Raw genomic sequence first — 14,364 nt, 5'->3', positions numbered from 1 at the left:
CCTAGCATTGTAACGATTTGGCACACAAGCTGCAGCGTTTGTGACAGTTTACCCGGAGGAGGCGCCATGACGCTTTTCGAACAGACACTTCACCGCTACCTGACCCACCTGTACGGCCACCGCGCCAGCGAAGTCACGCGGCGCATCAAGCAGCACCTGGAATACTATCGAAACGCACGTGAGCGCGGCGAAAGCCAGGACGGCACGCCGGTTGCCCGCGTGACCAGCACGCCCGCCGACGCACCACTTTGGAGCGAAAAGGATCAGTGGGTGATCAGCTACGGCGACTCGATCGTTCAAGGTGATACGGCGCCGCTGACCGTGCTGAGCGATTTTCTGCGCGCACGGTTAGGCGACTGCATCAGCGGCGTTCACGTGCTGCCATTTTTTCCCTGGAGTAGCGACGACGGCTTTTCGGTCATCCATTATCGTGAGGTCAACCCGGCGCTCGGCGACTGGTCGCACATTCGCGAGCTTGCCAGCCACTTCGACCTGATGGGGGACCTGGTGCTCAACCACGTTTCCCGCGAGTCGCTCTGGTTCGTCGACTACCTGACCGGCAGCCTCCCCGGGCGCGACTTTTTCATCGAGGTCGACCCGGAAACCGATGTCTCCCAGGTGACCCGCCCGCGTAGCAGTCCGCTGTTGGTGCCCGTGGCCACCCGCCGGGGTACGCGCCATCTATGGGCCACGTTTTCCGATGACCAGATCGACCTTAATTTTGAGAACCCGGACGTGCTGCTCGAATTCGTCGGTATTCTGCTTTTTTACCTGCTGCAGGGCATCCGCATCATTCGCCTCGACGCGGTGGCCTTTCTGTGGAAACGTCTGGGCACGAACTGCATTCATCTTCCTGAAACCCATACGGTCGTGCGGCTATTGCGTGCGATCGTCGATGAAATTGCGCCGGGAACGCTACTCATCACCGAAACCAACGTACCTCACGCAGAGAACATCAGTTACTTCGGCCTCGACCGGTTGGCGCCCCACGCTCCGGAGCGCGCAAGCGCCGCAGACGAAGCGCACATGGTCTACCAGTTCGCCCTGCCGCCGCTTCTACTTCACACCCTGACCCGCGGCGAAACCGCGACCATGCAGGCCTGGCTTGCGAGTCTGCCGCCGCTGCCCGATAACTGCACCTACCTGAACTTCACCGCCAGCCACGACGGCATCGGCGTGCGACCGCTGGAAGGTTTGCTGCCGGATCACGAGCGCGACGCGCTGTTGGAGCTGATGCACCGCTTTGGCGGCTTCGTCAGTATGCGCAGCAACCCGGACGGCACCGACACCGCCTACGAAATCAACATCACCTGGTTCGAGGCGATGCGCGGCACCCGGCGCGGACCAGACCCCTGGCAGATCGCTCGCTTTCTTTGCAGCCAGGCGATCATGCTCACGCTCCAGGGCATTCCCGCGCTTTACATTCACACGCTGACCGGCTCGCTCAACGATCATGAGGGCGTCGAGCGAAGCGGGCGGCTGCGCTCGATCAACCGCCACCGCTGGTCGCTCGATGAGCTCGACCTGCTGCTCGAAAGCCCGACCACGCCGACCCATGATATATTCTTCGCGCTGCAAGAATTTCTGCGCCAGCGCCGCATTGAGCCCTGTTTTCACCCGGCGGCGGCCCAGCAGGTGCTGGCCACTAGCGACAACCTGCTGGCGATCAAACGCGGCCCGCTCGAGGATGGCCGCACGCTGCTGGCGCTGTTCAACGTGACCGACCAGCCCGCCCCGCTGAGTGACGGCGGTGCAGAGCTCGCGCAAGCGCTCGACGCGCACCAATGGCGCTTATTGGCCGATGCCACGCCCTGGACGCCGGAAAACGCCCTGCCGCCCTACGCCGTTCGCTGGCTGGTGAGCGACGGCGGTTGAGGTGATATGGATCGAGACGATGAACCCGCCCGCTTTTCCACTCACACAAGAGACTCACCATGGCGACTTTTAGCAAGACCGCCTCAATCGCCGCGCTAACGCTTGCCGTTCTCGCCACCCCCGTCGGCGCCGCGCCGCTGCCCGCCCCGATCGAGGCGCTCAAGGCGCAAGGCATCGCCATTCACGAGCGCATCGACGCGCCCGGCGGGCTGACGGGCTTTGGCGCGAGCCGCCAGGGCCAGGAGATGATCGTCTACCTGACGCCGGATGGCGAGCACGCCGTGGTCGGCACGCTTTTCGACTCAAGCGGCGAGAACCTGACCGAGGCGCAGCTCGAGGCCGCGGTTCGGGTGCCGCTGGAGGCGCAGACCTGGCAGCGCCTGGCGCAGAGCCACTGGATTCAGGACGGCGATGTCGACGCCCCGCGCACGCTCTACATGTTCACCGATGCCAACTGCACCTACTGCAAGCGGCTGTGGCGCCAAACGCGCCCCTGGGTCGAGGCCGGTCAGGTGCAGATTCGTCATATCATGGTCGGCATTCTGGCACCCACGAGCCCGGCGCTTGCGGCCACGATACTGGCCGCCGAGGATCCCACCGCCGCACTGACGGCCCACAGCGAAGGCGAGCCGCTCGAACCCGGCGCCCAGGCCATCGAGATCGAGGAGCAGGTCTACGCCAACAACCAGCTCTTCGAAGGGCTGGGCCTGGTCGCCACGCCCACGACCGCCTTTCAGCGCCAAACCGAAGAGGGGCATACACGCCTGGATCGTATCGAGGGCTTGCCGAGCGAAGAGCGTCTGATCGAGATGATGGGTGGTGAGGCGCCCTAAGCCGCCCGATACACTTTCAGGCGCACCGAAGCCGATTCCACTACGACTAAAGAGTACCCACTCACTTCTAATGCGCCCCTCAAGGAGGCCGATAAAAGACATATCAATAATAAAAGGATCTTCCATGAAGCGTTTAACAACGACACAAAAGCTTTGGGGCACACTGGCGGTGATTTGGGTATCGATGCTGCTTCTCGTGGGGTGGCTGGCCTGGGATAACCGCCAAACGCTCACCGACGAACGACAGGCCAGCATCCGCTATATCGTGACCGGCGTCCAAAGCCAGGTAGAAGCGCTGCAGGCGAGGGCAAGCCAGGGCGAGTTCGATCAGCAGGAGGCGCAGCGACGCGCCGTCGAACTCATCTCGAATCTCCGTTACAACGACGGCGAATACCTGTTCGCCTTCGACGATCAGCTTCGCGTCATTTCACACCCGACGCGGGACACCGGCACCGATATGAGTGGCTACGAAGACGCCAACGGCGTGCGGCTCTACGCGGATCTGCTCGAGGCCGCCCAGAACGGCGGCGGGCACGTTTACTACGCCACCACCCGCCTCGGTGAAGACGAGCAGATTCCCAAGATGAGCTACGTCGCCTACGTCCCCGAATGGGGCTGGGGCATCGCCACCGGCGTCTATATCGATGACATCAACGCGGCGTTTATCGATAGCCTGATCAAGGCCGCGCTGGCACTGCTGCTACTGGGGCTACCCATGACGCTGCTCATGGGCTGGGTGATTCGCGATATCGCCAAACGCCTGGGCGGCGATCCTCGCTACGCCGCCGGCGTCGTTCGCCACATCGCCGATGGTGATCTGACCGTCAGTACCCGGCTTGCCCGTACGGACCAGCAAAGCTTGCTATTCGACATCAACCGAATGCGAGAAAGCCTGGCCAACACCATCGGCGAGATTCATCAGGGCGCCGATGAGGTCAACGGCAGCGTCGTGCAAATTGCGGGGGTCAACGAAGAGCTCTCCACGCGCACCGAGCAGCAGGCGGCGTCGCTTGCCGAAACCGCTTCCAGCATGGAAGAGCTGACCGCCACGGTGAAACAAAACGCCGAACACGCCGACCATGCGCGCAAGCTCGCCTCCTCGACCGCGGAAAACGCCCAGCGCGGCAGCAGCGCCATGCTCAGCGTCGTCAGCATGATGGAGGCCATCAGCGAAAGCTCGAGCCAGATGAGCAGCATCGTCAACACCATCGATACCATCGCCTTTCAAACCAACATTCTCGCGCTCAATGCCTCCGTCGAGGCGGCGCGGGCCGGCGAGCAGGGCCGTGGGTTTGCCGTGGTGGCAAACGAAGTGCGCCAGCTGGCCAGCCGCTCCGCCGCCGCCGCCCAAGAGATCAAACAGCTGATCGAGGACTCCGGCACGAAGGTCGCCGACGGCAGCCAGCAGGTGCGCAGCACCGGCGAGGTCATCGATCGCGTGGTTGGCGACATTCGCGAACTCAGCACGCTCGTGCAGGAGATCGCCGCCGCGACCATCGAGCAGAGTAGCGGGATCGAGCAGGTCAACGATGCCGTGACCCAGATGGATCAAATGACCCAGCAAAACGCCGGGCTGGTGCAGCAGAGCAACCACACCGCCCAGCAGCTTTCCGAACTCAGCCATCAGCTGCGCCAGGCGGTCGCCAACTTTCGTATCAACGCCAGTGAGCCTTCGCCCACGCCTGCGTCCTTGAGCTCCACCCCCGCCCTCGCCGCTTTCTAACCCGCCGCCCGGTCGATTCGTCGACCGGGCGCGGCGTTTTCAACGCCCGTTCATACCTTGCCCTGGTTATCAAGCTCCACGGCCTCGTGCATGCGCGGGAGCAGATCGGGAATGGCGGCCTGTACGCGGCTCCAGCTGGGAATGAAGGGGCGCTCGCGCGGGTTGTCCAGAAACAGGTTGCCCGCCTCCAGCAGGTTGCTGGCGAAAAGCTCGACGGCCTGCTCTTCGCTGTGGCGATCCAAGCTCAGGCCATTCATGGTGGCGTCGTGGTCGTAGGCTTCGATCAGATCCAGCGCCAGCCGGTAGTAGGTCGCCTTCAGGGTGCGAAAATCCTCGCTACTGAAACTCACGCCCTGGGTGGCGAGCTTGCGATAGAGCGCCTTGGCGATATCGAGGCTCATGCGGTTGAGCCCGCCGGAAGCGTCCTCTTCGCTGACCGGCTGGTGCTTGTGATCGTAGGTGTCGGCGATATCGACCTGGCAAATCTGGCGCATCGAGTAGTTGCGCTGAAGCTCCGACAGCACGCCAATTTCAAGGCCCCAGTCCGCCGGAATACGAATGCCTTCCAGCACTTCGCTGCGCATGGCGAACTCGCCGGAAAGCGGGTAGCGAAAACTGTCCAGATAATCCAGATACGGCAGCGGCCCGCAGACGGTTTTCAGCGCGCGCAGAAGCGGCGTCACCATCAGCCGTGAAACGCGCCCGTTGAGCTTGCCCTCGGCAATACGCGGGTAGTAGCCCTTGCAGAAGCTGTAGTTGAAGCGCGGGTGGGCCAGCGGGTACATCAGGCGCGCCAGAAGCCCCCGATCGTAGGTCAGAATATCGCAGTCGTGCAGCCCCACCACTTTCGAGCGGTTCGACGCCAGCAGGTAGCCCGAACAGTACCAGACGTTACGCCCCTTGCCCGGCTCCACCGCCCCCAGGCCGTGGTCTTCGAGCTCGTCGTGTAGCGCGGTCAAGCGCGGGCCGTCGTTCCAGAGAATGCGGGTATGCTGGGGCAGGCGTGAAAAGAACTCCCGGGCATAGAGAAACTGCTCGCGGTCGGCGCGATCCAGGCCAATCACGATTTCGCCCAAATAAGGTACGTCCTTGAGCTCATCGATGATCGCCGACAGCGCCGGCCCCTCGAGCTCGGAAAACAGCGACGGCAGAATCAATCCCATGGGGCGGCGCTCGGCGAACCGGCATAGATCCGCCTCCAGCTCCGCGACGGGGCGGCGGGTCAGGTTATGAAAGTCCGTGATCAATCCATTCTGATGAAAATCGCTCATATGCCCTCTCTGGCGTAGCGCCTACGTTTTAGTTTGTTCGCGTTCGGTCAGGGCGTGTCGGTATCAAGGCCTGGCCGTTCATCCTGGCCGCCCCACCAGTGCGTAAGACCTTCGACCCAGCCAGCGGGGCCAAAGGCGTCGGTGCGATAAAGCGCGGCGCTTTGGGGCTCAACATTCAAGTCGTGACGCCCCTTGATGACCACCGCCTGATCCACCGCTTCGAGCATGGCGATGTCGTTGGGGCCGTCGCCCAGCCCCAGGGTCAGTGGGCGGCTGCCTCTCAGGGCGCTAAAGCGCTTGACCAGCCACTCCACGGCGCTCCCCTTGTTCGAAGACGTCCCCATCACGTGATAAAACCGTCCGCCCTGGGCCAACGTCAGCCCGTCGCTTTCCAGCGCCAGGCGAAAGGCGTCGAGGGCGATGTCGTTATCCTCCCACACGAGCGGCTCGCTGCCTTCGCGCTGGCGCGCGGCGAGCGCGCGCGGCTCATCGAGCCCGGTCAGCGCCATCAGCTCCTCGATGGACATCTCCCCCATTCGGGTAAAGCGAACGCCCAGACGCTCGCGCCACACGTTCAAGCGCGCGCGAATGAAGCGGCTATCCACACCGGTATGTTTGATGACGAGGCTGTCGCGGGCGGTACCGGGGCGGTCAAGGCTCGGGTGACACCAGCCCGGGGGTAAACCGATGACCGCGCCGTTTTCGGCGACAAAGGGCGTTGCAGTGAGATCCAGCGCCTGGCGAAGCGCGATGAGCTCGGCGCGGGTTTTGCTGGTCACGGGGATGACCGGCACGCCGAGCACGCGAAGCCTTGCCAGCGTGGCGCGGGCAGGCGAGAAATCGTAGCTGTCGTGATCGAGCAACGAGCCGTCCAGGTCGGTGACCACCAGGCGCGGCGTTAAAGCGAGCTCCAGCGCCGGCGTGTCTGCCGTTGACGTTTCACGGGGGTGCGTTGGCTTGCTCGAAGAGGCATGTTCCGTCATGGCATTACCTACTTTAGGTCAAACGCTGCTTCAGGTTGAACGGCGCGCAAGCCAACGAGGCGATGGCCTTCAAAAAGCCTTGATCCATCCCGGCTCATTGGCTTGTCTCTCATCCAAGCAGATTGTGTGCCACTCGATAAAACACTTTTTCAATCAGTGCATTGCAAAGCGAATGAACCATATAAAGGCAGAAAGCACTAGAAGAGCGCACTCCCAAAGCTCTATTTTGGTGCAGAAAAAGTGCGTTTTTTTAAGCGTGGCGAACGCCACGAAAGGGCAAAGTTGGACAAGCCTTGAATCGGCGTATAAAAAAATTGAAAAAAACTCTTGGCAGAAGCACGAAAATGTCTATACTCAAATTGTACCTGCTGGCGGCCTTGTACACCCCTCACCTGACGCCAGTAGACTACACCGAGCCAAGCCCTAGCTGACCCGCCCACCCCCGGCGGGTCTTTTTTTGGCCGGCATTTCGTTGAAACCGTTTTGAACCCGCTTTCTATTCAACATGAATGACGACCTCGACGCGGCGATTGCGCGCGCGCCCCTCGACGGTCGAGTTATCCGCCAGCGGGCGCGTCGCGGCAAGCCCCACCGCGCGAAGCCTTGAGGCATCGACGCCCGCGGCCTGCAGCGCCTCGACGATGGCGATCGCCCGGGCGCTGGATAGAGCCCAGTTCGAGGAGTACTCCGGCGTGTTGATCGACTGGCTATCCGAGTGGCCTTCGACCGACACCTCACCATCGAAGCGCTGAATGGTCTCCAAAAGGCTTCCCACCAGCGAGGCGCCGTCATCGGTCAGCTCTGCCGTGGCGGAAGGAAACAGCAGCCGGTCCTGCACGCGCAGGCTGATGCCTTCGGCCACGCGCGCGACTTCCACCCCGTCAAGGCTCGGCAAATAGAGCGACTCGTTCAAACGCTCGGCCACGCTGACCGCGCCGCGTACCGCTTCTTCACTGATGGGCACCGCGTTGACCGGCGGCTCATCGGTCAGAATCACCATGTAGTCGGCAAGCGGCGCCGCACCTACGGGCCTAAGCGCTTGGCTTGCGCGTTCGGCAAATAGCGGCGCGGGCAGCAGCCACTCGAAGGCGGGCGCCGCGGGCACCTCCTCAAGCTCCACGGGCGCAGGCGTGTGAGCCAAAAGCGCAGGCGGCGCCATAGTGGCCGGAGCCGGCGGCACGATCCGGCTACCCGGCAGCCCCGCCACGCCCAGCGCGGCGCTGATCGCCATCGGGCTCAGCTCACCCGCGTTCGGGATGGGAAGCGCCGTGGCGGCGCGGGTCAGCGGTGCGGGCAGCGGCACATCGAGGATTGATTCCAGCACGATAGGCCCGTCGAAACTGGAAAGCTCTAGCGGCTCGTCGCTCGAGAAGCCCGGGCGTATATTGGCCGCCGCGATGATGACGACGAACAGCGCGACCAGCAGCGTCATGATATCGAGATAGCTGATCATCCAGCCGCTGTTGCCGTCCTCAGCCGGATACGCGGACAAAAGCGTGTCGTGGCGCGAGCCGCCGCGGTGATCTTCAAGCATGGGCGTGATTACTCATTCAAGTGTTCGAGCGATTGGCCGATAAGTACTCGTATGGCAAGCCAGTTTATCAAAAACCCCTTTTGCGAAGAGAAGGAACTAGCCGTTGTATACCCGTCTTTTAGCTGGAACGACGCGCGTGGCAGGCGCACTCGGCGTGGGGCTTTTGAGTCTTGCTCTGAGCGGCTGCTTCTACGCCAACACCTCCCAGGCCCCGATTGCGACGACCTATCCCTACTCGGAGCAGCAGCGCATGCAGGCTGCGCACCACTGGGAGATACTCGCCCGCCACGAGGCCAGCCAGATCCTCCAGCGCGAGCGGGTGCGCTTTCGCGACCTGCACATCAAAAATCCGCACCCGGACGGCTACATCCCCTATAGCGGCGGCGAGTTCGACCGCGGCTTTCGCACCTTCTTGACCAGCGAGCTGGTGACCCGTGGCGCCAACGTGACCACCGCTGCCGGGGCCAACAGCGTCGACGTGATCGTGGACGTCGAAATCGTCGAGCACCGCGACCGTGGGTTCATTCGCCCGCCGACCGGCGCGTTCACCGCGCTGACCGCGGGCATCGCCGTGGCGACCATACCCATCAATCATTGGGCCGAGCCGGCGTTGGGACTGATTCCTGCCGGTATCGCCGCGGACGTCTTCAGCGGTAGCTGGACATATACCGGCAACGAAGAGATCATCATCACCACGCAGGTCGTCGATGGCGACCGCATTCTCTACTCGTCGTCGAACATCTACTACATCAACGGCGGTGACCGGCGCCAGTATGCGCCACAGCGGGTGCACTACCCGGACCCCGCCATTCCGCTCACCGATACCTGGTAAGGCCATGCCCGCACTCACTTCGACCTCACTGCTCATTCATCTGCGTCGCGCCCTGCTCATACTCGGCGTGTTGATGCTTGCCGGGTGCGCGGGCCTGAACCAGCGCGGCCCTAAACCCGCCCCGCCAGAGCCGGATCTTTCCGAACTCGCCCACGAAGCGGCGGCGCGCATGGTCGCCCACAACCCGGACATGACCCGCTACAGCCCGATGATCGCCGCCACGTTCGTGAGCATCGATAACCTGACCCAGTCCTCCACGTTTGGGCGCATCAGCTCGGAGATCATGGCATCCGCCTTGGCCCAGCAGGGCATGCAGGTGCGCGAGGTCAAGATGCGCGACAGCATGTTCGTCGAGGAGAACGTCGGCGAGCTGATCCTGTCCCGCCAGGTACAACGCCTTGGCGCCCAAAGCAACGCCCGCTCGATTCTGATGGGCACCTATGCCCAGGGGCAGAACTATATCTATGTGAGCACTCGCGTGGTGCGCGCCGGCGACGCCATGGTGCTGGCCACCGCCGACTTCAAACTGCCGATCAATAACAACACGCTGAGTTTGTTGGAAGCCCAGGGCGGCTGGTAGCGTAGTCGGGGTTTAATACTGGCTTTTCTGGGGCCAAAAAAAGCGGCGCGCTACCGGGTAGCGCGCCGCTTTTTCATTGATGTGACAGACCATTCAACCTGATAAAACGTTTCAGGCTACCTGATAATCCGCCATTGAAGTGTCCGCCACGCCGGTCAGCATCAGCGGCGTCACCGGCTCGTTCATTGCCGCCATTGCGGGTGTGCCCATACTCGCCACGTCAAACGCCCACTCGATCTCTTCGCCGTAAAGTTCCTCGAACGGCGTGCGTTCGCCGCGCTCGGGAATCTGGAGCGCCAGCGCCGGGTCGAGGCCGGCAAAGCCATCAAGGCCAAGCGCCCGGGCGATACCCAACATGCCCAATACGCCTTCAAGGGTCAGAGCGCTTGCCACCGCGTCGAAATCCAGCGTCAGCCCTTCCAGCGCTTTCAGTTCGAACTCCTCAAGCCCGCGTTGCTCGACCAGCAACACCGGCGTGCCGTCGAGACCGATTCCGTTACGGCCGATATCCGCCGCGTCGCCGCCGGGGAAAAGCGACAGATAGCCGTAGTCGAATGCCTCGAGCCCCTGGGCAAGTGCCAGAGCCGCCTGCTGCGCAGTAGCGGTGATACCCGGCGCGACGTTTTCATTGGTCGGCCATAGAACCGACTGGGTTTCCAGCTCGCCAGCGGCGTTCAAATAGTTATTCTGGTTATGATAATCGAGCAGCATATCGGGCTGGAACGCGGCCAGCACGGCGCGAATCGCTGCAGTTTCCGGCGCTTGGGTGGCATCCAGCGGCTGGGAGGAGTCCCAGGTGCGGTTCAAATCGATATCGGCGGCGTTGCGGCGCGGGTCCAGCGTCGTTTCCGGGTCGAGTTCCCCCGCCACCAACTGTTCCCAACGCGCGAAACCGTCCGGATTGACCCGCGGCATCACGGTCACACTCACCTGCTCGCGAAGCGCGATAGCCCCTTCGCTATCGCCACTCAGCCACTCGAGAAAATGCATGGCGGCTTCGGTACCCACCGGCTCGTCGCCGTGCTGCTGGGTAACGATCATCAGCTTGCGCGGCCCGTCACCGACGCTTGCAGCAAAGAGCGGGCGCCCTTCGATCGACTCGCCGGCCTGAGTCAGCGACAGCGTGTCAAAACGCGCATCGAGGGCCTGCAGGTCGGCATAAAGCTGTTCGTTGCTGCGAAAACCGTCCTGCACCAGCGGCTGGTCGGCGTCGTAGTTCTCGTCACTCACGTTTTGGGAATAGAACTGGGCTACCGACGTATAGGCATCGAGCGCCTCCAGATCCGTTTTGCTGGCCGAAGCCAAGATGGATTCGATCAATACCTGATCCGAAACGCCACTATCGGCCTGCGCTCCCCAGTAATCGACCGCCGCCTGCTCGGCATCGCGCGCGAACAGGCGCTGGTAGATCTCGTTGACCCAGCCGTTACCAGGAAGCGCTGAAAGCGCCTGGCGGCCGGCCACGAACTCATCGGACTGCAGCATGTAAAACAGCACATCCTGCGACTCAAGGGCACCGGCATCCATCTGTTCCTGCCAGTACGCAAGCCCCGCCGGGTCGGCGGCGCGGCCAAAAAGCGCCAGATAGTAGGATTGTATGTATTGAGTCGGTGTCAGCATCGGTCTTGCCTCTCAGCATTATTGTTGCAGCTCGTTTTCCCTGCTTCTTGTCGCGCTCGAGCGGCCAATACGGGCTCTTTGGCCCGCTTTGCGATAACAACGACTCCCTCGCCCGGCCGCCGCCTTTTAGCTATAACGCATCCCGCCACGTTAAGCCAGGCCCGGCTTTTTGATGAGAGCAGCGCTCAGCGTGTGAACGATGCGGCAACGGCGGCTGATTGGCGCCGATAAGCGCTATACGCCCCCCACCATACCGCCAGCCAGAAGGCGTAGAACATGGCGCCGCTGTTGTGTGCCATGAACGTTTGCGAGAGACCGAAATCGATATAGGCCACGGGTAGTAGCGTGCCCGCCACCGCCAGCGAACGAACGCGCAAGTCGGCATGCGAAAACCCTGAGGCAAACAACCGCATCGGCACGAGATAAAGCGCCAGCAAAATAGCGAGCCCCACCACGCCGCGCTTGGCGGTGGCATCGATGAACTCATTATGGGCGTGGTCGAATCCGGCTGCTGCCGGGTTGATGACCCCGCGCTCGGCCAGGGCCTGCATGGCATCGACGTAGCCCTGCTCGCCCCATCCAAGCAATGGACGCTCGGCAATCAAAAGCCCGGCGCCGCGCCACATCTGAAAACGAAGCCCGAGCGACGTATCGCGCTCGCCCCCACCGATATACTGAGCCACATCATTGATCCCGGCGTGAACGCGCTGCTGTACCCCGGTTTGCGGCGTGGCGTACATGATCACGACAACGGCCAGCATTAGCGCCACCGCCGCCGCTTTGACCTTTAGCGAAAGCCCGCGACCGTAGCCGCGATACAGCACGAATGCGATGAACGGAAGGCCAATCCATCCGCCGCGGCTGCCCGATAACAGCGAGCCCAGCATGCCCAGAAACGCCCCCAGCAGCAGCAGAAGCAAAAGCCAAAACGCCCTGCGCCTTTGAGCGAACGCCCAGCCAAGCCCGGCCAAACATAAAACGCCCATCAGCATGCTCAGGTTGCCAAACTGAATCACGTACACGAAGCCGTCGGCGCGCGCCCTATCCAGCGCCAGGTTTTGCCAGAGCGCCCAGCTCCCGGAGCCAATGGCACCAAGCGCCAGCCCGCTCCAGAGCCATGAAAGCCGCGGCGGGCAGCGCAGCACCAGCAAAAGCACCGGTACGGCCAACAGAAATCTCGATGGCCGATCAAAGCCGCGCGCGCCCAACTCAATGGTCGAAAGCACTCCGACCGCCAAACCATAAAGGCACAGTGCCGCGATGAGCCATCGATCCTGACGCGTAAGCGTTGCCATTCCCACGCGGCGAGAAAGCAGGCAAACGCTTGCCAGAAGCAACAGCGCGGCGCCAATGGAGTAGCCCGAAGGCACCACCAGCGCCAGCGCCCCCATTAGAAATACGCACACGCTCACATAACGCGCTAACGGGCCCGCAGGCAGTGTGGCTTCCCTTGTCGTGCTAATGTCCATGATGCGCCATGCTCCGGCCCTGGTGCCTTTACTCATTGCTACTTTAAAGTGGTTACTTGTAGATGGTTACGTGTAACGCGTAAAAAGCTCGGATAGTAGCACAGCTCGCGCGCAGGCTCGCGGCCTCAATCACACGGCTGATTATCGGGGAGCGTAACCGTCAGCGCTTTGCCCTTTTTTTGCGCCAACGCTTCCAGCGCCGATTTCAGCGCCAGGCGCGCCGTTGAGTCGCCGTGCACCAGGCGCACTTCGCGCGGCCAGCGGCGCATGCCGGCCACAAAGCGCAACAGCCCGCCTTCATCGGCGTGGGCGGAGTAGCCGCTGATCGACGTCACGCCGGCGCGAATGGTGAAACGCTCGCCCTCAAGCTCAACCCAGCCGCCCGCCGGCCCATAGCGCTGAATATCGCGGCCCGGCGTGCCCTCACCCTGATATCCCACGAACAGCACCTGATGGCGGGTATCTTCGAGCATCGCCTTCAAATAGTTGACCACGCGCCCGCCCGCGCACATGCCGCTGGCGGCAATGACGACGGCAGGCCGTCCACTTTGGGCCAAATACGTCACCGTACGCAGATGCGCCTCGTGACTATCCACGGTATAGAGCGATTCAAAATCGAGCGGGTGGCGGCCGGCGCGCACGCGCGTTTGGGCCTCGGCGTCCCAGTAGGATTTGAGTGTGCGATACACCCGGGTAAAGCGCGCCGCCAGGGGAGAGTCGACGATAATCTCGAGCGCTCCCCACCGCCCTCGGCCCGCCGCCCGGTGAACGATGCCCTCCAGCGCGTACAAAAGCTCCTGGGTGCGGCCAATGCTGAACGCGGGAATAATCACGGTCCCCTGGTGGTCGAGCGCAGCGTCGATCGCTTTTTTGAGCGCTTGGGTTCGGCCTTCGCGTCGTTCGTGGCGGCGACCGCCATAGGTGGCCTCCAGCACCAGCACATCGGCCTTGGCCGGCGATGTGGGCGCCGGCAGCAGCGGTGAGTTGGCCGCGCCCAGATCGCCGGAGAACACCACACGCTCGCGCTGGCCGGTTTCAGGCTCGCGTAAACCAACCTCGACGAAGCTCGAGCCCAGAATATGCCCCGCCCGGCGCAGCTTGACGCGCATGACCAGATCCTAGTTATTGACGACCGAGTGCCAGCGGTCGTACTCAAGCGCCACCACTTGCTGCTCCAGCCGCTCCAGAAAGCGCTCGATCAGCGCGCGGTCGCGGGTAAAGCCGATCTTGAGCGCGTCTTCGATCACCAGCGGCAACAGCCGAGCGGAAGGAATCGAGCAGATGACCGGGCCATCGAAGCCCGCCGCCAGCAGGTAGGGCAAGCGGCCCACGTGGTCGATATGCACGTGAGTAATGACCACGGCCTTGATCGAGTCGACGTCGAAATCGACCGTCATTTGATCGAAACGCGCCGGGTCGGCGTCCTGGCCCTGAAACAAGCCGCAGTCGATCAGCAGTGACGGCCCGGCACGAGCATAAAGCTGATGGCAGCTCCCGGTCACCCCATTAGCCCCGCCCCGGTGAACGAGCGTGGAAAGCGCTGGTTTTCCCCCGTGATTTACCATTTCGCCCCCTTTGGATCATCAAGCGGTCGTGGCCACTACCCTACCCCCACTCGCAACCAAAAGTAAAATTAGGCTTCTG

13 protein-coding genes are annotated in these 14,364 nt (G+C 62.6%); 6 read left to right on the top strand and 7 right to left on the bottom strand.

Going from position 1 to position 14,364, the window contains the following annotated elements; translation table 11 throughout:
* Positions 1-66 precede the first annotated feature (66 nt).
* The 3 genes from RN347_RS06075 to RN347_RS06065 all read left to right on the top strand — a co-directional run bounded on the left by RN347_RS06075 (position 67) and on the right by RN347_RS06065 (position 4,431).
* Positions 67-1,875, top strand: coding sequence for a sugar phosphorylase (locus RN347_RS06075; RefSeq protein WP_311960545.1), 1,809 nt, complete (start codon positions 67-69; stop codon positions 1,873-1,875).
* A 59-nt stretch (positions 1,876-1,934) separates the two neighbouring features.
* Positions 1,935-2,708, top strand: coding sequence for a thiol:disulfide interchange protein DsbG (dsbG, locus tag RN347_RS06070; protein WP_311960544.1), 774 nt, complete (start codon positions 1,935-1,937; stop codon positions 2,706-2,708).
* 124 nt (positions 2,709-2,832) lie between these two features.
* Positions 2,833-4,431, top strand: a complete 1,599-nt coding sequence (locus tag RN347_RS06065) for a methyl-accepting chemotaxis protein (RefSeq protein ID WP_311960543.1) — start codon at positions 2,833-2,835, stop codon at positions 4,429-4,431.
* Positions 4,432-4,481: 50 nt separating this feature from the next.
* Here RN347_RS06065 and RN347_RS06060 read toward each other — a convergent pair whose 3' ends face one another.
* Together RN347_RS06060 and RN347_RS06055 are read right to left on the bottom strand one after the other, a co-directional pair.
* On the bottom strand, positions 4,482-5,702 hold the full coding sequence (locus RN347_RS06060) for a glycosyl transferase (RefSeq protein WP_263584487.1): 1,221 nt from the start codon (positions 5,700-5,702) through the stop codon (positions 4,482-4,484).
* Positions 5,703-5,749: 47 nt separating this feature from the next.
* Positions 5,750-6,685: an HAD-IIB family hydrolase gene (locus RN347_RS06055; RefSeq protein WP_311960542.1), complete on the bottom strand. Its 936-nt coding sequence runs from the start codon at positions 6,683-6,685 to the stop codon at positions 5,750-5,752.
* Here RN347_RS06055 and RN347_RS06050 point away from each other — a divergent pair.
* Positions 6,684-7,112: a hypothetical protein gene (locus tag RN347_RS06050; RefSeq protein WP_311960541.1), complete on the top strand. Its 429-nt coding sequence runs from the start codon at positions 6,684-6,686 to the stop codon at positions 7,110-7,112. The two genes, RN347_RS06055 and RN347_RS06050, sit on opposite strands and share 2 nt — an antisense overlap.
* A gap of 69 nt (positions 7,113-7,181) precedes the next feature.
* On the opposite strand, the gene RN347_RS06045 is transcribed toward RN347_RS06050, so the two are convergent.
* A complete protein-coding gene (locus tag RN347_RS06045; protein WP_311960540.1) occupies positions 7,182-8,219 on the bottom strand; it encodes an OmpA family protein in 1,038 nt (345 codons plus the stop codon).
* Positions 8,220-8,355: 136 nt separating this feature from the next.
* On the opposite strand from RN347_RS06045, the gene RN347_RS06040 reads away from it, so the two are divergent.
* A complete protein-coding gene (locus RN347_RS06040; RefSeq protein ID WP_311960539.1) occupies positions 8,356-9,051 on the top strand; it encodes a hypothetical protein in 696 nt (231 codons plus the stop codon).
* 4 nt (positions 9,052-9,055) lie between these two features.
* Entirely contained in the window at positions 9,056-9,631 is a 576-nt protein-coding gene (locus tag RN347_RS06035; RefSeq protein ID WP_311960538.1) for a FlgO family outer membrane protein, read from the top strand.
* Positions 9,632-9,742: 111 nt separating this feature from the next.
* Here RN347_RS06035 and RN347_RS06030 read toward each other — a convergent pair whose 3' ends face one another.
* The 4 genes from RN347_RS06030 to RN347_RS06015 all read right to left on the bottom strand — a co-directional run bounded on the left by RN347_RS06030 (position 9,743) and on the right by RN347_RS06015 (position 14,285).
* Positions 9,743-11,251 carry a DUF4214 domain-containing protein gene (locus tag RN347_RS06030; RefSeq protein ID WP_311960537.1) on the bottom strand — a complete coding sequence of 503 codons (1,509 nt, stop codon included), beginning with the start codon at positions 11,249-11,251 and terminating at the stop codon, positions 9,743-9,745.
* Positions 11,252-11,436: 185 nt separating this feature from the next.
* Positions 11,437-12,720: an O-antigen ligase family protein gene (locus RN347_RS06025; RefSeq protein ID WP_311960536.1), complete on the bottom strand. Its 1,284-nt coding sequence runs from the start codon at positions 12,718-12,720 to the stop codon at positions 11,437-11,439.
* A 125-nt stretch (positions 12,721-12,845) separates the two neighbouring features.
* Entirely contained in the window at positions 12,846-13,829 is a 984-nt protein-coding gene (locus RN347_RS06020; protein ID WP_311960535.1) for an MBL fold metallo-hydrolase, read from the bottom strand.
* Positions 13,830-13,838: 9 nt separating this feature from the next.
* Positions 13,839-14,285: an MBL fold metallo-hydrolase gene (locus RN347_RS06015; protein ID WP_311960534.1), complete on the bottom strand. Its 447-nt coding sequence runs from the start codon at positions 14,283-14,285 to the stop codon at positions 13,839-13,841.
* Positions 14,286-14,364: the final 79 nt, after the last annotated feature.

The sequence above is a fragment of the Halomonas sp. PAMB 3264 genome, from assembly GCF_031954245.1.
Lineage (GTDB): Bacteria > Pseudomonadota > Gammaproteobacteria > Pseudomonadales > Halomonadaceae > Vreelandella.
The sequence above is the reverse complement of the archived record's forward strand: the minus strand, read 5'-3'. Positions and strand labels throughout refer to the sequence as shown.